The 18,006-nt window shown below is 45.9% G+C and carries 16 protein-coding genes; 11 read left to right on the top strand and 5 right to left on the bottom strand.

Annotation, left to right across the window (positions count from 1 at the left end):
- Positions 1–12: 12 nt before the first annotated feature.
- Entirely contained in the window at positions 13–936 is a 924-nt protein-coding gene (locus OL444_RS26695; protein ID WP_264728387.1) for a helix-turn-helix domain-containing protein, read from the bottom strand.
- 100 nt (positions 937–1,036) lie between these two features.
- A complete protein-coding gene (locus OL444_RS26690; protein ID WP_264728389.1) occupies positions 1,037–2,098 on the bottom strand; it encodes an alpha/beta fold hydrolase in 1,062 nt (353 codons plus the stop codon).
- Positions 2,099–2,160: 62 nt separating this feature from the next.
- Here OL444_RS26690 and OL444_RS26685 point away from each other — a divergent pair, with 62 nt between their 5' ends.
- Both OL444_RS26685 and OL444_RS26680 read left to right on the top strand, forming a co-directional pair.
- Positions 2,161–3,189 (top strand): sensor histidine kinase, encoded by a 1,029-nt coding sequence (locus tag OL444_RS26685; RefSeq protein ID WP_264728391.1) that lies wholly within the window; start codon positions 2,161–2,163, stop codon positions 3,187–3,189.
- Positions 3,186–3,893 (top strand): LytR/AlgR family response regulator transcription factor, encoded by a 708-nt coding sequence (locus OL444_RS26680; RefSeq protein ID WP_264728392.1) that lies wholly within the window; start codon positions 3,186–3,188, stop codon positions 3,891–3,893. The genes OL444_RS26685 and OL444_RS26680 overlap by 4 nt, the downstream gene beginning before the upstream one ends.
- 17 nt (positions 3,894–3,910) lie before the next feature.
- Here OL444_RS26680 and OL444_RS26675 read toward each other — a convergent pair whose 3' ends face one another.
- Positions 3,911–4,432: an RNA polymerase sigma-70 factor gene (locus OL444_RS26675; RefSeq protein ID WP_264728394.1), complete on the bottom strand. Its 522-nt coding sequence runs from the start codon at positions 4,430–4,432 to the stop codon at positions 3,911–3,913.
- Between the two features lie 298 nt (positions 4,433–4,730).
- On the opposite strand from OL444_RS26675, the gene OL444_RS26670 reads away from it, so the two are divergent.
- The 7 genes from OL444_RS26670 (at position 4,731) to OL444_RS26640 (ending at position 12,994) form a co-directional block, all read left to right on the top strand.
- Positions 4,731–5,408 carry a hypothetical protein gene (locus tag OL444_RS26670; RefSeq protein WP_264728396.1) on the top strand — a complete coding sequence of 226 codons (678 nt, stop codon included), beginning with the start codon at positions 4,731–4,733 and terminating at the stop codon, positions 5,406–5,408.
- Positions 5,409–5,460: 52 nt separating this feature from the next.
- The gene (locus OL444_RS26665; RefSeq protein ID WP_264728398.1) at positions 5,461–7,872 is read left to right on the top strand and encodes a TonB-dependent receptor; all 2,412 of its coding nucleotides are present in this window, start codon (positions 5,461–5,463) and stop codon (positions 7,870–7,872) included.
- Between the two features lie 20 nt (positions 7,873–7,892).
- A complete protein-coding gene (locus OL444_RS26660) occupies positions 7,893–9,146 on the top strand; it encodes a DUF4374 domain-containing protein (protein ID WP_264728400.1) in 1,254 nt (417 codons plus the stop codon).
- A gap of 164 nt (positions 9,147–9,310) precedes the next feature.
- A complete protein-coding gene (locus OL444_RS26655; protein WP_264728402.1) occupies positions 9,311–10,684 on the top strand; it encodes a serine hydrolase domain-containing protein in 1,374 nt (457 codons plus the stop codon).
- A 67-nt stretch (positions 10,685–10,751) separates the two neighbouring features.
- The gene (locus OL444_RS26650; protein WP_264728404.1) at positions 10,752–11,102 is read left to right on the top strand and encodes a YciI family protein; all 351 of its coding nucleotides are present in this window, start codon (positions 10,752–10,754) and stop codon (positions 11,100–11,102) included.
- Complete coding sequence (locus tag OL444_RS26645) at positions 11,102–12,349, top strand: RNA polymerase sigma factor (protein ID WP_264728406.1); 1,248 nt, start codon at positions 11,102–11,104, stop codon at positions 12,347–12,349. The genes OL444_RS26650 and OL444_RS26645 overlap by 1 nt, the downstream gene beginning before the upstream one ends.
- A gap of 159 nt (positions 12,350–12,508) precedes the next feature.
- Positions 12,509–12,994, top strand: a complete 486-nt coding sequence (locus tag OL444_RS26640; RefSeq protein WP_264728408.1) for a hypothetical protein — start codon at positions 12,509–12,511, stop codon at positions 12,992–12,994.
- Positions 12,995–12,999: 5 nt separating this feature from the next.
- Here OL444_RS26640 and OL444_RS26635 read toward each other — a convergent pair whose 3' ends face one another.
- Positions 13,000–14,202 (bottom strand): HNH endonuclease, encoded by a 1,203-nt coding sequence (locus OL444_RS26635; RefSeq protein WP_264728410.1) that lies wholly within the window; start codon positions 14,200–14,202, stop codon positions 13,000–13,002.
- Between the two features lie 137 nt (positions 14,203–14,339).
- Positions 14,340–15,191, bottom strand: coding sequence for an ester cyclase (locus OL444_RS26630; protein ID WP_264728413.1), 852 nt, complete (start codon positions 15,189–15,191; stop codon positions 14,340–14,342).
- A gap of 214 nt (positions 15,192–15,405) precedes the next feature.
- On the opposite strand from OL444_RS26630, the gene OL444_RS26625 reads away from it, so the two are divergent.
- Positions 15,406–16,017 (top strand): beta-class carbonic anhydrase, encoded by a 612-nt coding sequence (locus tag OL444_RS26625; protein ID WP_264728415.1) that lies wholly within the window; start codon positions 15,406–15,408, stop codon positions 16,015–16,017.
- Between the two features lie 912 nt (positions 16,018–16,929).
- Positions 16,930–17,994: a ribosome small subunit-dependent GTPase A gene (rsgA, locus tag OL444_RS26620; protein ID WP_264728417.1), complete on the top strand. Its 1,065-nt coding sequence runs from the start codon at positions 16,930–16,932 to the stop codon at positions 17,992–17,994.
- The last annotated feature ends 12 nt before the right edge of the window (positions 17,995–18,006 follow it).

The following is an 18,006-nucleotide window of genomic DNA, read 5'->3' as shown; positions in this document are numbered from 1 at the left end:
CAGATGATTGTATTACTTGTACATAAAAGCAGCTCTATAGGCAGTCGGTGACTGCTGTTGTATTTTCCGGAACCAGTGCGAAAAATGAGCGGCATCATAAAAACAAAGCCGGTAGGCAATTTCGCTGATGGATAAAGTAGTGCCCGATAGTAGCAGCCTGGCTTCGGCGGCTACTTTTTCCTTGATGATGGCCCCCGCACTTTTGCCGGTAATGGCTTTACAAAGGGTATTCAGATAGTTATCATCCAGCTTTAATGCGTGGGCATAGGTTTTAACAGAGAAGAGATCCGCATGATCCATGTCGGAAATATGCGACAGTCTGGTGTCGATTAACAGCTGGAAATCCTTGATAGTTGCTTCACTGCGTGTTTGATAAGTATGTGCCTGATTGTCGTTCAGCTGATTGATGGCGGCAACCAGTAAACGAAGATAGTGCCGGGCGAATGCCGGTTGGTGACGATGACGATGCAGTTGTTGAAAGAGATCGGAAAGTAAATCCCGGGTATCGGGCGTTGTTTGATAATACCAGCAGCCAGTAGTTGTTTGTAACGCATTTGCTATCCGGTATAGGGGTAGTAGCCCCACATCATAAAAATCGGCAGCAAACAATACATAGAAGCCGGTTTGTACCGCATCGGTCAGCTCCCAACGCAGCGCTGCTGCGGGCTTGGTAACAACGATCATGCCTGGCGCTATATCAAAGTGATGATCTGCAGTATGAAAAGTACCACTTCCTGCGGCGATGTAGGATATTTTATAATATCCGCTTCTATGTAGCTCCGTTATTAACCGGCATTGGGTATGTTCTTCTTCTCTTTTGAAAACAGCTATTTGTTGTGTACGTTCTGTTGCAACACGAAAATCATTATCCGGATTAAGCTGATGCAGGTAATCCTCCATGGAGGTGTAGTGTCCTGGTTTGCGCTTGTTATGCATATTGCAAAGATAAATAAACCTGCTTGTTCCGGATGATAGCGCCAACCGGTATGCTATCGCTAAAGATCATACCCGTTGGCGTAATAGAGGGCATACGCTGTTACGGGCGCAGAAAACTATCTACCTGATGAAAGAACCACACCGGCTGGTCCAGCATGATAAAGTGTTTGGCCTGATCATTCATGGCAATAATGGTCTGAGGTGCCTGCTTATATTGGAGCTGATAATTTTCCAGTACGCTGGTACGGGTAGCGCCATAATCTTTATAACCAGCCCAATCGGCCAGTACCAGGATAGGGCATCGGATCAGGTGAATAAGATCGCGCAGATCAGTGGTATATAATTCATACATCACCGTGCCTTGTGTAGGACCATCAGCGGTAGCGGCCATATCGGCCACCTTTTTAATATTACGGGCATCGGTGATCATACTTGCCAGCATGCGCTGCTGGCCGGATTTTACGTGGGCCGGTGTTGGTGCCGACATTTGTTTTTTCATCTCCAGTGCCATCGCCCGGGTACTGTCGGGGGTAACATGGGCGCCCATAAAAAATGCCGGCAGAAAAGGCCCCGAACTTACACATATCAGTTTTCCTGGCAGGTCGGGATAGCGGATGCCCAGTTGCAGTGCCAGCCAGCCTCCCAGGCTATGGCCCACAATGACTGGCTTTTGCAGTTTGTTTTCCCGGATGAAATCAGCCAGTTCGTGTACAACGGTATTAAGCAGGCTATCAGACTGAATGGGCGGCTGTCCGCCAAAACCGGGCAGGGTAATCTGGTAACAGGTATAGTTTTTTTTGTAGTGCGCCACGGTTTCATCCCATACGGCGCCGGAACAATAGGCGCCAGGTAAAAAGATCAGTGGAGTACCCCGGCCTTCTTTTTTAACGGCAAAAGAATAGTGGTTGGCCGCTGCGGCATCCATATGCCGGATGCCAAAAAACAAACAAAGCAGTAATAGTAAGCGGGGCGATACCATAGCAAAAAACTGTTTCATAAAAGGTAGTTTAGTGATGAGGAATGTTACCTGCAAAGTGACCGTTTGCTGCCGGAGATGAAAAATCGTTTTGATAAGCCGCCGGGAATAACGGATGAAACCATAGTTACCGCTATATTTGTGGTGTTCCGCGTTGTATACGACTGCTATTTGGTATTTGATCAACCGGCAGGTATATTTCGTCCATTAAGATTGTTGCTTTACTACGGTAGACCTACCTTGTAGCTATGATGCACACCTTCTTTACCAAATACAAAGGGATTCATATCCTGTTCTGGACCATCGATCTGATGTTCTGGACCTACATGACGCATCTGAACTACGGTACACCATTGCCCGGTGCGGTTATATCTACTGCCATCTGGCTGTTTTTTCAGGCTATCCTCGTGTATACCATCATTTATTACCTGTTGCCGAAGTACTTCTATGTTAAAAAATACCTGCAGTTTATACTCGCATTTTGTGTATCACTGGTCGTATCGGCGTTGGTGATTGCCTGGCTGGAAATCTATTTCCTCCGTCATCAGCCGCCTGCATCTTTGGCAATGGTCCTGAATTTTTCCCTGTATACCGGGATGACGAATTTTTATACGTCCTTTCTTTTCTTTGCCGCAAAACTGGTGAAGGATAAATTAGCTGCAGACCGGCATCAGCGAACGATAGAAAAAGAACAGACAGAAAATGAATTACGTTTCCTCAAATCACAGATGAATCCGCACTTTCTGTTTAATGCCATCAATAGTATTTATGTACTCATCAGAAAAGATCAGGACCTGGCTGCCAATACACTGGCTACGTTTGCAGATATGCTGCGTTATCAGCTGTATGAATGTAATACCCCTGTAATACCTATCGAGCGGGAAGTGCTTTACCTGGACAATTACATACAACTGGAAACCCTGCGTAAAGGCCCTGCGTTGCAGCTGGATTACCAGGTAGGAGCGGAAGTCCGTAACTTTGCCATTGCGCCGTTATTGCTGATCCCTTTCGTGGAAAATGCCTTTAAATATGTATCGGCCTATACGAATCAGGCCAACCATATCCGGCTGCAGCTGGGCTATAAAAAGGATACCTTTATGCTGGAGGTAGAAAACACTGTGGAAACGGTGGCTATGCCGGTAGCAAACAAAACCGGCGGGATCGGACTGGAAAACGTAAAGCGCCGGCTGGAACTTATTTATAAAGGAAATTATCATTTACAGATCACACCTGGTCCTGCAAACTACCGGGTGCTGCTCACTATCAGGATCATATGAACATAACATGCATGATTGTAGATGATGAACCGCTGGCCCGTGAAGGCCTGCAGCTGCTGATACAGGATGCCGGTATACTCAGACTGGCTGCTGTGTGCAGTAATGTGATGGAAGCCAGTCAGGTACTCGGACAGCAGAAAATAGACCTGATGTTCCTGGATATTGAAATGCCGAAAATACGTGGTATCGACTTTCTGCGGGGACTGACCATCAAACCGCTGGTAGTGATCACAACAGCCTATCCCAACTTTGCCCTGGAAGGCTTTGAATTGAATGTACTGGATTACCTGGTGAAGCCTATTACGCCGGAACGCTTTCTGCGGGCGGTAAATCGCGCCCGGGAATGGCTGCAGTCAAAAGAAGAAACACAGCCAGCCGCCACAGAATTTTTCTTTATTAAGTGTAGTCATGGTTATGAGAAGATCACCTATCAGGACATTTTATTTATTGAAGGCAGTCAGAATTATGTGACTATCTATACGCGGCATCAGAAATTTCTGACGCTGACTACCATGAAATCGATCGAAGAACAGTTGCCGGCAGGGAAATTCCTGCGTATACAGAAATCTTTTATTGTAGCTGTTGATAAAATACAATCCTTCTCCGGCAATGAAATTACCATTGATACCCATAAAATTCCGGTAAGCAGAAATTATAAAGATGAGCTGATGCTGTTGATTGATAAACATCTCATCAAACGATGAATGGGGCTGGTGATGGGCTATTCCCGGAAACGTTTCAGCCTTTTTTTTATATAACTGAGCGCGCGGGTAATATTGCCTTCCACTGCTTTTTCTGTAATGACCAGGGCCGCTGCAATAGATTTATTATCCATTCCTTTTTCGCGGCTTAGCCGGTATACCTGCTGGCATCTGTCGGGCAAACTGGCAATAGCCAATCCCAGTGCCTGTTGCAGGTCTTTATATAATACGGCTTCTTCTGTGAGATGTTTCCCTTCCGGAAAGGGCGTTTGCTGCAGGTAGTTATTCCGGACGCTTTGTTTGCGGTAGTATTCAAATATTTTCAACTTTAATGCACTAAACAGGTATTGTTTAAGTGAAGTCTGAATCTCAATAACGGCTCTTCTTTCCCAGATGCTGATAAACAAGTCCTGTACAATTTCCTGCGCGGCTTCCGTATCGTTCACATATTTGCAGCAGGTCATATAAAGTGCTTTCCAGCATGCTTCATAAGCCTTTACAAACGTTTCCTCGTCTATCCGTATAGTGTTTTTATCACGCATGATTCAGGTGGCCATACTACCAGATTTACCAGGCATGGCCGATCGTATATTTTTTATAATAACACAGTGCAGGTTACAGCCCTAAAGCATGCAGCAGTACTAAAGTTGAACATGGGGCGCAAATTTAGGGATTGGGGTGAATAAGTATTTACGCGATTGGGAATTTTATTTTAGTATTCGGTAAAATGTAGTGTTATCCGGTGTTTTACGGTGATATAGCCATTTATGTAAGAATTTTTTTTTGCTGATGTAGGGTTTTGCGATCGGGAAGCAACTTTATAGGTAGGAAACGAATGACATGAAAATTTCTCCGGCATTATTACAACAATATCATGTGGGTACCTGTTCCCCGGCGGAACGGGCTGCCGTGGAGCAGTGGTTGCTGGATACCGAAGAAGAGATGCCGTTGCAGGAATGGACAGATGTGGCTACTGTAGCTGTTAAAGAGCAGATGTGGCAGGTAATAGACAACACCAGAACAGTCGCCAGGAACCGGCAGCGCAAAGCCCGTATCCGGCGACTGGTATACTATCCGGTAGCCGCCTGCTTATTAATGGTATTGGGAATGGTATTCAAAAACAGTCCCTGGCTGACCCGATCGCTGATCATCGATAACCGGGCCTACACAACGGCCAGGACGATCACTGTCGGCAACCTGGAATTCAAAATAGAAGCCAACAGCGTTTGTAAAATAGATATTCAGTTAACCGGCGACGCCGGCAATATAGCTTTCTGCGGAGCGGTATCTGTAGTGAATAAGGCTGCAGGCAGCCGGGATATTCAGTTCAATACCGGATTGTCCGGTTGTGGAGAAATGCCTTGCAACGATCAGGTACACCTGCATCAGGGCCAGACCTACATGGCCATGACAGATGATGATTATCATCTTATCTCTGCTACAAAAGATGAAATCGCGGATGGTCTCCCGCGTTCATTCAGTACCCGGTTAATACAACGTTTTAATCTGGCTATATAGTTTTAAAATCAGGCGGATAGTACTTCGGTACCCGCTATCATCTATTCAGACTATGCGATCAGGAAATATTTTCCTGATGGTGCTTGCCATGCTTTTTTTTACCGGTGTATATGCACAACAGCCGGGTAAGGAAACCATCAGCGGTATCATCACCAACACCAATGCCAGCCCGGTTAAGGGCGCTACTGTTCAGCTGAAGGGTGGCACTTTCAGTGCAGTAGCCGCCGATAACGGCACTTTTTATATTCATCGTATTGCACCAGGCACCTACATTTTATTGGTCACTGCTGTCGGTTATGAAGCACAGGAGAAAAGCGTCACCGTGCAGCCAGGACATATATCACAGGTATCCGTGCAGCTGCAACCGGCCGTTAGCCAGATCAATGCTGTGGAAGTCCGGGAACAGTCGGCTACTGCCGCCTTGCCCAATAAAGCTTTTACGGCCACTGTGGTGGATGTGAAAAAAATACGGGACAGAGATGTGGATATGAACCGCTTACTGGACGCCGTCAGCGGCGTAAGGGTGCGGGAAACAGGTGGCCTCGGCTCTGAGTTTAACTATAGCATCAATGGCTTATCCGGCAAAGCCGTAAAGTTTTTTATAGACGGCATACCGATGGATAATTTTGGTACGGCTTTCAGTATTAATAATCTGCCGGTAAATATGGTAGACCGCGTAGAGGTATACAAAGGTGTTACACCGATTGAACTGGGTGGCGATGCCTTGGGGGGAGCCGTCAACATCATCACGCGAAAGGATAAACGTAGCTACCTGGATGCATCGTATACCATGGGTTCCTTTCAGACCCATAAACTGGCGGTATCCGGTAAGTGGCAGCAACCCAAAGGTTTTGTAATATCCACCCAGGCTTTTTACAATTATTCCAAAAACAATTATCAGGTATGGGGGCGAACCATTGAGCTGGTTGATGAATATAGCCGGCCATTGCCGGGCGAGCCCAGACTGAGACGTTTCAATGATGATTATACGGCATTGAATATTACCACAGAAGCCGGCGTAACCAACAAGCGCTGGGCAGACCAGCTGTTGCTGGGCATAACGCTGGCGGATCTGCGAAAAGGTATCCAAACCGGTCGTACCATGGCTTTTGTATACGGTGATGTCCGATATAATGAAAAGTTATGGATGCCCCACCTGAAGTTTTCCAAAAAAGATTTATTCACCAAAGGTTTGCAGGCAGACATCTTTGCTTCTTACAGCCAGCTGGAAGGCACCACTGTCGATACAGGTACCCGGAAATATAACTGGGCCGGAGCCGTAATATCAGATAAGGTAAAAGGAGAGCTGGGGGGAATCAAAGCACGGCAATCTATTTATACTTTCAACGATCATAACCTGTTGGCAAGAGGTAATATGACCTACCGGCTGTCAGAGCAGCATATCTTTCGTTTCAACTATGTATTGAATCACCTTCGGCGTACGGGTACGGATAAAATAGGCGTGGCAGCGTGGACGATTCCATTCCGGGAACCGCAGCAACTGCAAAAGCAGGTAGCCGGACTTTCCTATGAAATATTGTGTTTTGATCAACGATGGTCCAACACTTTTTTTGCCAAACATTTTTCCTATCAGGCGGGCGCCAACACATATGGCTACAACGATCATAATGAACAGGTAGTGACCCACCTGCAAATGAATGACCAGGCCTGGGGGGGCGGCTATGCTTCCCGATTGCAGCTGAAACGTAACCTGTTATTGAAGCTGTCGATGGAATATGCTACCAGACTGCCGGAAGCGGTAGAATTATTGGGGGATGGTAATACTATCCTGAATGCCCCTACGCTGAAACCGGAACGGAGTATGAATATCAATGCCGGTGTGCAGCAACAGTGGGAAGGTAAAAAATATCGTATAGGCGTTAACACGGGTGTATTTTACCGGAATACCAATAACCTGATATGGTTGGGAGAAGGGGATCATTTTGGTACGGCCCGATATGAAAATATTAGCAAGATCGCGAGCCGCGGAGTAGAAGCAGAGTTCAGCTACAGCAATAAAAAATGGCTGGAAGCCACGGCCAACGTTACCTGGCAGGACATCCGGAATAAAGAGGCATTTACGAATACCGGCGCTCCCAATATTGTATACAACGACAGGCTGCGTAATATGCCCTGGCTGATGGCGAATGGAGAAGTACGGTTTAATAAGGAAAAGCTCTTTGGGCTACCACATCATCTTTCCTGTTATGTCAGTACACATTATGTACAGGAGTATTTCCTGGGCTGGCCCAGCATGGGAGAACGTCCCGGTAAAAAAATCATACCCGGACAATTTGTGCAGGACGCAGGCGTTACGCTTCGTTTGAAAGATAACCGTTACAGTATCAGCCTGGAATGCAGAAATATTTTTGATCAGCAGGTATATGATAATTATCTCTTACAAAAACCCGGCAGATACAACAGTATTAAGCTGAGATATTTTTTAAGCAACTCATCACATTAACATAAATAATCGAAGGAAACATGAACAAATTTTCCCAACGCACCTCATTATTTGCCACAGCAGCTTTGGGGCTCTTTATGATGGCGTGCACGACGGCCTGTAAGAAAAACGATGACAACAGTACGCCGCCTGTTACAACACCAGGGCAGCAGCATTTTACCATTGCCAGCTGGACACAGGATCAGCAATATGTAGCAGCGGTACCTTCCCTGAGCAGCGGCGCCCTGTCGTTCAAGGGAAAAGGGCTGGAAGCCAACGGCTCCCGGTACATCTGGCATAAACAATATGTTTACCTGATGAACCTGCCGGAGAAAAAATTTATCCGGTATGAAATGAAATCGGATGGTACACTCAAACAGGTAGATTATCTGTTAACAGACGGCGTAGTACCGAATTATTTCCAGTCTATTAATGTGATTGATGATAACAATATCCTGGTATTAGGTGCATTGGATGCCGGTAACAATGGTGTGATTGGCTGGGCGCGTATCGCTATTCCTGAGTTCAAGGTAGTGGCCAAAGGAAATTTACAGGTGCCTTTTGATGCGGCGAATCCGGATGTAGAATATTTTGTCGGAAAAGGTTTTGTCGACAATGGTAAGTTTATTGTAGGCGGCTATTTTTATGACAACAAAAAGAAAACCTATGTAGTGGATGGGGTACGGGCACTGGTATACGATTATCCGGCCATGAACAATATGAAGGTGATTCAAACCAATGTGACAGCAGGTGGCATCGGATACGATTATTTGTCAACTGTAGACAAGGATGAAGAAGGGAACCATTATTTTGTGGTAAGTGCCGGTAAATATTGGACCGGATTAGGTGGTCGCTCCGGTGTTGTGCGGATTAAAAAAGGAACGGCTGATTTTGATAAAGACTATTTCTTTGATGTAACCAGCCAGGTAGGCCAGCAAGGCTGTCTGATGGGCATGACCTATGTTAGCAATGGTATTGCATTTGGTGCCGTACAATTCGAAGACCTGATGACCTCCCTGCGTGATCGGTATAAAAATATCGCCCAGGTAGTAAAGCTGGATCTTAAAAATAAAAAGGCCACTTTAATGAATACGCCTTTAAGTCCGGTAGGCATGGTACGTTCTCCGTTGGTATTCAAAGAGAAGTATTATACGGGCATTGCACCGGTAGGACAGGAAGCAGCTATCTATGAATTTGATCCGAAAGGCGATGCCAATGCCTTTAAGAAAGGTATCAGTCTCGATGGCGGCGGATCCGTACAGGTGCAGTTAATTGCGCCTCACCCAGTGAACTAAGTTGCTTTTGCATAGTTATAATTTAATGGTGTGAAGCCGGAGAACATGGTTCTCCGGCTTTTTTTTGTTTAGCTGGGATATAAAGGCGCTTTCGAAGCCGGTAATTATTGTGTATTTTCGGTTTATTCACATCATGTCATCATCTCCGGATAATCCTTGTCAACATGTTACGAACTTTGTTATGTAGCCTGTATTGCTTTATCGTTACGGGTGTTCTTTATGGCCAGGAAAAGCCGGATACTTCTCTGGCCGGCCGCCTTGATCAGTTAATCGCCGCCAGGCTGGAACAGGTAGCGCCTGGCGCCGTAGTGCTGGTGGCCCAACAGGGTAAAGTCAGTTATCGGAAAGCATTTGGCTGGGCAAACAAAAAACAGCAGCTGCCCATGCAGCCGGAAATGATTTTCCGGATAGGTTCTGTGACCAAACCATTTACAGCCACTGCTATATTACAACTGGTAGAACAGGGGAAGCTCTCCCTGCAGGATAGTATACAACGATACGTTCCGGAGTATCCTTCCAAAGGAGCGGTTATTACGATCCAACACCTGCTGACCCATACATCGGGCATAAAGAATTATGCGGCTATATATAATCCCGCAAAGGCACGGAAAACATATACCCTCGCGCAGGGGATAGACTATATCCGGGAGGAACCACTGGAGTTCACACCCGGTAGCAATTATGCCTACAGTAATTCCAACTATTATCTTTTGGGGTATATCCTGGAAAAGATCACGGGTTTGTCTTATGAAAGCTACCTGCAGCAGCATATTTTTGATAAAGCCGGTTTACTGCATACCCGTTACAGCAACCCTGGAAATACGGATGGAGGGCTTGTTACCGGCTATATGCGGTCCAAAGGCGTTTTTAAACAGGTGCCATTGGAGGAAATAACTACCATGTATGCTGCAGGGGGCCTGGAAGCCAATGTAGATGACCTGTTGCATTTTCAGCAAGCATTGTACAAAGGCGTGTTGCTAAACAATACCTCGCTGTTGGCGGCTACTACACCCTACCGCTTCCCGGATGGCACGGCCTCGCAGTATGGCTATGGTTGGTTTATACAGGATATAGGGGGCAGCAAAGCCATCACACATAGTGGTAGCACCGACGGGTTTCAAAGTGATATCATCTATTTGCCGGAGCAGGATGTATTTGTGGCCGCTTTATTTAACGGCTATGAAGCGGATATGGATTGGACGGTGCTGACAACAGATATCGCCCGGCTGGCAATCGGGAAACCGTTGGAAGATAGCATCCTGTCGCCGACGGTGTTGGAATCGTATGTAGGGGTATACCAATATACCACGGAACACCAGCTGATCATTACCCGAGAGGCCGATAAGCTGTTCGTGAAAGCATCCAATCCTGCAGCCCGGCTGCCATTGGTACAGTTGCATGCTGCTGCAAAGGACAGTTTTTATATAAAAGAGGCGCCGTTGCGGTTTGTATTTGTGCGGGAAGCACCGGATAAACCGCTTAAGCTGGTGACGTATAATACCCGGGGGAAGGATGCCGAATGGGTGAAAATAAAATAAATTAACTTAGTTGTCCCCCTTCGGTGTTTTCAATCGTTATTCATCAGGAAACATAAAATGCGAGACCATGCAGGAGTTTGTATTAATTTTCAGGAACAGCGTGAATCCTCACGCCAATCCGTCGCCGGAAGAATTGCAGGAAAGGATGCAGTGGCTGGAACAAATCGTGGCCAGACAGCAGCTGGTGGATAAGGGTAATGCCTTGTCGGTAGGCACCGCCAAAACTGTGAAGCCGGGTAATGTTGTGACCGATGGTCCCTTTACAGAAATCAGGGAATTCATCAGTGGCTATGTAATCATAAAGGCAGCTACCATAGATGAGGCAGTGGAGTGGGCCCAGGCCAATCCCAGTCTGAAAGCCGGAGGTACCATTGAAGTACGGGCCCTGTTAAAACCGGAAGATAAAAGTACGTATTGATGGCAGCGGAAAACAGGTTTCAGCAGGAGCTTTTGCCGCAGCTGTTCAGAGGAGAGTATGCGAAAATGACGGCAGTATTATGCCGCCATTTCGGGCTGGCACATATGGCTATTGCAGAAGATATTGTCAGCGAAACCTTTTTGAAGGCAACGGAAACGTGGCGTGTCCGGGGAATTCCGGAAAACCCGACCGCCTGGTTATATACCGTCGCTAAAAATAAAACCAAAGATTACCTGAAGCGGATCGATCTTTTTGAAAACCGGATCAAAGACGCGATTAAACCCGACGCCGCGGATCCTGCCCCGGAAATTGAATTTACCCCACAAATCATTACTGACAGCCAGCTGGCGATGATATTTGCAGTATGCAATCCCGCGAATGCCGCGACAGCCCAGATATGCCTGGCATTACAAATACTTTGTGGTTTCAGTGTAGAAGAGATTGCGGATGCTTTTCTGACGAATACCGCCACTATCAAAAAGCGACTTTTCCGGGCCAGGGCTATGCTGCGGGAAGATCATTTCCAGCTGCAGCAGCCGGATGAATCGGCCATTCAGTCGCGGTTGGACGTAGTGCTGAAAACGGTTTACCTTTTGTTTAATGAAGGCTATTATTCTAAATCCAATAACCATATTATCCGGAAAGACCTTTGTTCAGAAGCCTTGCGACTGGGATTGCTGCTAACAGAAAATCCACTGACCAATACTACCCAGGCGAACGCTTTGCTGGCCCTGATGTGTTTTCAAAGTTCCCGGTTGGAAGCCCGGGAAGATGCTGCCGGCGAAACGATTCTGTTTGAACAGCAGGATAAAAGCCGCTGGAGCCGGGAGCTGATTGAAAAAGGGAACTACTACCTGGTGAATGCCTGCTCCGGTAACGAGGTGTCCAGGTATCACCTGGAAGCAGGTATTGCTTATTGGCATACAACCCCTACAGATACTGATAAGTGGAAACATATCTTACAACTGTATAATCAGCTGATCCTGCTGGCCTATTCTCCGATGACGGCATTAAACAGAACCTTTGCTTTTGCGAAGGTATATGGAGCGGAGGAGGGGATAAAAGAGGCCCTGCAGCTGAATCTGGCGGAGATGAGCGAGTATCATTCGCTGTTAGGATATTTATATACAGCGATAGATACAGAGAAGGCCATCGCGTATTACCATACCGCGATTCAGCTCACCAGATCTGCAGCCGTCAGGAAAACCCTGCAAAAGGAAGCAGATCGCCTGCGCACCCTGCGATGATATCCCCGTTTTTATAAATTGATCAGGATTTTTTTTTCTGCCGGATAGATGGTCTGGTGGCGAATTTGCTGTGGTAACCGGAAGGCCGGTGAAGATTTTTATTCAAAATGTTGTAACGTTTTTGATTAGCTGCCTACTAATTCAATAAATCAACAACATATGAAAACATATCAGGTAAAATCCACCAAACAAAACTGTCAGTTATCAGAAAACAACAACCCATTAGGACACATCAGTTATCCCAAATGGTATTCTTACCAGGCTGTCATGGAAACGGGAGAAGAAACACTGCAAATCAGGCCAATGGGTATCTGGGGCAATAAAATCCTGTTGGAGCAATCGGATACAGTTGTTGGCGAGTCAAAAATTAACTGGAATCTGAGTATCGCGATGACGATCAACAAAAAGGAATATTTGTTGAAAGTGAAACACCTGCTGAACCTGGAGTTTGTGTTACTGGATGCAGCGCGGGAAGTGGTAATGTCTATTGATGCAACTATGGACTGGTGTAATTGCCGGGTAGATTATGAGATGAACACCGGCGAAACGTTTAATGCAAAGGAGATATTATTCATTGTCCACAACTGCAACTATATGATGGCCATGAATGGTACTGGTATGGAAGCGGTGGGAGCATCTGCCTGATAGATTCAGGAGGATGTTTTAGGGGCGAAGAGGTGCCAGCGGGCAGTGAGGGCAGCAGGATCGGGATTTTGTTGGTCTCGTCGGATGGCTAATTGTTTTTTTGCTAAGCTGGCATAAGCCGTATTTTTGAGAACATCTTTAATATGTATTTCCAAGGTCTGCGGATGAATGCCAATGAGATGGACGTCCCATAGGTCATGTATATCAGAACGTAGTAACAATGCATTTTGAGAATTATTCAATCCTTTCACAGCATGTGGTTCAATGTGACAAGCATTCAATACTTCTTTCACATCACATCCCGTGATACAACACTTTCCATCATATTGTTGGAGTAAAAAATTCCTGAGTTTATTTTGTCCTCTGCGCAACCGTTTTAAAGTGGTGACCAAGGTTACGGTTTGATCATCCTGGGCTTCTACAGTAAGCATCGTCGTATTGCTAGGATCGTTATTGTCTACTTTGTCGATAACAGGCCGGAGTGCGTCATCCCAATCCAAGGTAGGTATTAGCCATACAATGGCCGCTTCGATAGCTTCTTGTCGATTATTATTGTTTTTACGCCGCTTGCCAGTATTCGTTTGTATGGTGGTTATGACCTGTTGGAAATCTTTATAAGTAATAGGAATGGGAGATGAGTGCCTAGAAAGTGTAGCTGCATTTACAATCTGCACTTGGGTAGCGGTGACATTTACGACACGGTAGGTGGCTGTTTGTTGTGCAGTTGTAAAAGTGTGCTGGTCTAATAGTGCTTTTTGAGCATTCGCTAAAAATAATGCCCAGCTCTTTTCTGTATCTATGAAGGAAGTAGCCGATGTCTGTTGTGCAGCAGCGATGATGCGCCAGGTAATCTTTACAGGTCGGGTATCTTCATAGGCGATACTTTGTCCTATGCCATGATAGATGAAGGGCGCTCGATCGGCCTCTCTTGTGAAAATGTAAACAGGTGTGGTGTTGTTAATCATTTCCTGCATAAGCTGTTGCCCAATATGCGAAGCTGTTTTGGCATACCATACCAAATGAGGGCCTTCCCAGGTATTATTGTAATCGTGACCTGTTCTACCAGGAATACCAATATTGGCAAACAGATAAATACCATTATTGTATTTGACATACCCGGTATTCCATGGTCCTCTTTGTTTTTCTGTAGGAACTTGTAAGATGGAATACAATGTTTCTTTGGAATAGCTTTCGCCAACAACTAGCATTACAACGGATTTAATGCTAATGTACTATTTATATTGAGATAGATAGTATCAGATTGATGATGAATGATACACGCACTCTTGTTATCCAAAATGCCGAAAACGGCTGTAGATGAATACTACAGCCGTCAAATAATCCCTTAATTTTCCATTACCTGGTATACGCCCCTGTCGGCCACAATATGCAGTTGTTCCAACATGGCTGCGAGGTCAAATCCCTGTTTCCGGTATTCTGCCTGTACGGCTTCTTTTGCCTGGGTCAGACTGGTGATATTATCCCAGCTGGCGACGGTAATACACGTGAAGTTTCCTTGTTCATCTGTATAGGAATAGGCGGCATCTTCAATAAAGCCGGGCAATGTTTTGATGAAGTGGCGGTTGAAATGAAGTCGTTGTAAAAAGGCCGTTTTGCCAGCGGCGGGAACAAAGAACTTATCGATGAATTTTACGCCTGTCTGTTGTAGTGGGTGTTTACGGAGTGTGGTGAGATCTGCCGGTAATGCTTCCAGTTGCTGCAAAAAGCCGAGCCGGTCTGTGAGTAAGTCGAGGTGGATGATTTTACCGGCTTTCAGCTGATAGTGGATGGTGCCAGTGGCAGTTACCTTTTTGCCGGTGGGCGGTATGTGTTGGAAGGCCCCCAGGTGGGTACCTGTCCATATCCATTGTACAGCTACCTGGTCGCCGTCTGCCAGCAGTGATTTTACCTGCCATTGAATATCCGGAAAGGAGCGGAACAGATCGGACATGGCGGCACCAAATCCGGCTGCACCTTTGATGCCATTCGCACCGGTATATTCGTCGGATATAATAGCTGGTAATCCGGTGAGATCGTGTTTGTTCAGGGTGTTGCTATACAGTTCACGGATGATGCTTTTGTTATCTGGTGTGGTATGCATGATGGTATTTTTTTTAGTGTGATGAGATTGTGAGGCGGCTATGCCTGGTACGAGTAAAGCAGCTATGCTGGCTATGATGATATGTTTAGATGGCATCGTGTGTATTGATTTTTAGCAAAGGTAGCTGTGTGGACAGGCGTGGAATTGTAAAAAATCATTGATTTTAGTAAAGGAAGAAAGGAGCTTGTTGGATGACCATTAAACTGTTATTTGCAACGGAGTTGCACTAATATTTGTCCATTTTAAATTTGGGTTGCTGTTTTTTAAATATATTTACTCTATAGGTTTAATATACTAAACAATTCACTTTATGAGTCACTCAACCATTCTGCAGCAGGAAAACAGCCAGGTGCACCAGGAGGTGCTGGCTGCAAACGATGCATATGCCAAGGGATTCGGAGAAAAAAGCGAACTACCGTTGCCCCCCGGAAGAAAGTTTGCGATTCTCACCTGTATGGACGCCCGGCTGGACCCTGCTAAATATGCCGGGTTAAGCGAAGGAGACGCCCATGTAATCCGCAATGCGGGTGGGAGGGCCAGTGATGATGCCATCCGCTCCCTGATTATTTCACATAAACTACTAGGTACCCGGGAGTGGTTTGTGATTCATCACACCGACTGCGGGATGCAGCTTTTTACGGACGATGTGATCCGTGACCTGCTGGCCACCAGCCTGAAAACAGCTACCGTAGATGAAAAAGGATGGCGCAATATAGAAACCGCTGGCGGCTCGGATGAAGCCCGGTTCATTTCTTTTCTGACCTTTAAAGATCTTGCCGGCAGCGTGATCGATGATGTGAAAAGGATCCGTAATCACCCACTCGTACCTGGCGATATTCCGGTGTATGGTTATATCTACGATGTAAAGAGTGGCCGGTTGGTGGAAGTACCGGAAGCTACTATTGCAGGAAGAGCCGCCTAGAAAAATTATCTGACACGTCAGACTACCCTGAAAAATAATACCATAGCGCTCACAGCAACCTACCCGAAACATAGGGTAGCAGCTTTTGTAGGAGCGCACTTTGTTGAAAACCAGAAAACCTGAAAGCAGTATGTCATTTAACCCATTGACGACTGCCCCAGCATCCAACCAGCAAAACAACTGACCCCGCGGCTGACACATAGCTGCTCCCGCGTGAAAACAGCTGTTGTAAATAACTGTCACTTTAATATCACCGTTTATACATCAGGTAACTGTATGGGCTATACGTAATCAGTATAGCCGATAACAATTCCTGAGCAGGAAGTGTGATCAAGAGGCCGGATAAATGCACCGGCCTCTTATCCTTATTTAGTAATCGTCGCGGCTATTTATCAGGCGATATCATACCGGCTTCTTTATGGTCTTTGGCGTCTCCAGATCGTACCTTTATTAATAGCGACTTTCCTTTCCTTTAGCAACAGACCCGTTATAGCATTAGGACATCATTGATGATCAGATTGGCCGGAAACGGTATATTTATTTTCGTTAGGCCACTGTTATCATTCATCAGTCAGATCGGTGTGGCCATCTATAGCAGACAGGACTTTATTGTGCTGTGTAGTGCCGCTATCGGTATGGCTGATACGGCATCCTGGTGTCAAGGCATGCAGGGGTGCTTTGGCAGATAGCGAAGAAATGTTTACCTTTGCGCCTCATGACATTACATCTTTCTACATATCGCCCATTTGCTGCGGATATAATTGTAGCGTAACGCAGTCGCTCATTTAAAGTTTTTATTTGCTTTAAGTGAATAACTGTGTGCATTCCCCAACTTTTCGTTTTATTTATTTTGTGAATAACTGTTGCTAAAGACGCGTGTCTTTTGCACACAGTGCTATAATTATATCAATAATGTCATTATTGCATCAATATGGATGGAATTCCCATCTTGAAAATCATTTATCTTCCCGTTCAGATAAAACACTGACACCCGCAAGAGTAACCGCTCTTCAGGGACAACAATATGAACTGATTACTACCACCGGTATCAAAGACGCGATGCTGGCAGGTGCGCTGTTATACAACAATGCGCCGCATGAACTACCTAAGGTGGGCGATTGGGTATTGGTAACCCTGTACGAAGAACAGGCCATCATACTGGAGGTATTGCCCCGGCAGCATGTATTAAGCCGGAAGCAACCCGGAAAAAGTAACGATATACAGGTGATCGCCACCCACGTGGATGTGGCCTTGATTGTACAGGCGCTTGATCACGATTTTAACCTGATGCGCCTGCAGCGTTATTTGCAACAGGTAAAGGAATGTATGATACAGCCAGTCGTGTTGCTGAATAAACAAGACCTGGTAGCGCATCCGGAAGATTATCGGCAACAGGTGACAGCATTAGGCTATGAATGCCCGGTACTGTTGATCAGTGCAGCGGATAAAAATACCTTAACCGTGTTAACAGAACAATACCTCACAGCCGGGAAAACCTACGCATTGCTAGGGTCTTCCGGTGTGGGAAAAAGTACCCTGATGAATACTTTACTGGGCCAAACCCGGCAACAGGCAGGAGGCATCAGTGAAATAACCGGTAAAGGAAAACATACCACCACCACACGGAACTTGTTGCTATTACCCAATGGCAGCCTGTTGATTGATTCACCAGGTATGCGTGAACTGGGACTCACCATCGCTGATGGAGATATGATCACCTCCCATCATCCGCAAATCAATGAACTGGCGGCTTATTGCCGGTTCAGCGATTGCACCCATCATCATGAGCCGGGGTGCGGAGTAATAGCAGGCGTAGAAAGTGGAGAGATACCAATGCTGGTATACCAAAGCTATTTGAAATTATACCGGGAACAGGCGAAATTTCAGCAAAGTATATTCGAAAAAAGAACCGCTGCACGTCGCTTTGGTAAAATGAGCAGAGAAGCGAATCATCTGCGTAAAAAAAATAAATATTAATACCACAGTTTG

Origin of the sequence: Chitinophaga nivalis (genome assembly GCF_025989125.1) — a bacterium.
Classification (GTDB): domain Bacteria; phylum Bacteroidota; class Bacteroidia; order Chitinophagales; family Chitinophagaceae; genus Chitinophaga; species Chitinophaga nivalis.
This window is presented reverse-complemented; position numbering and strand designations above follow the sequence as displayed.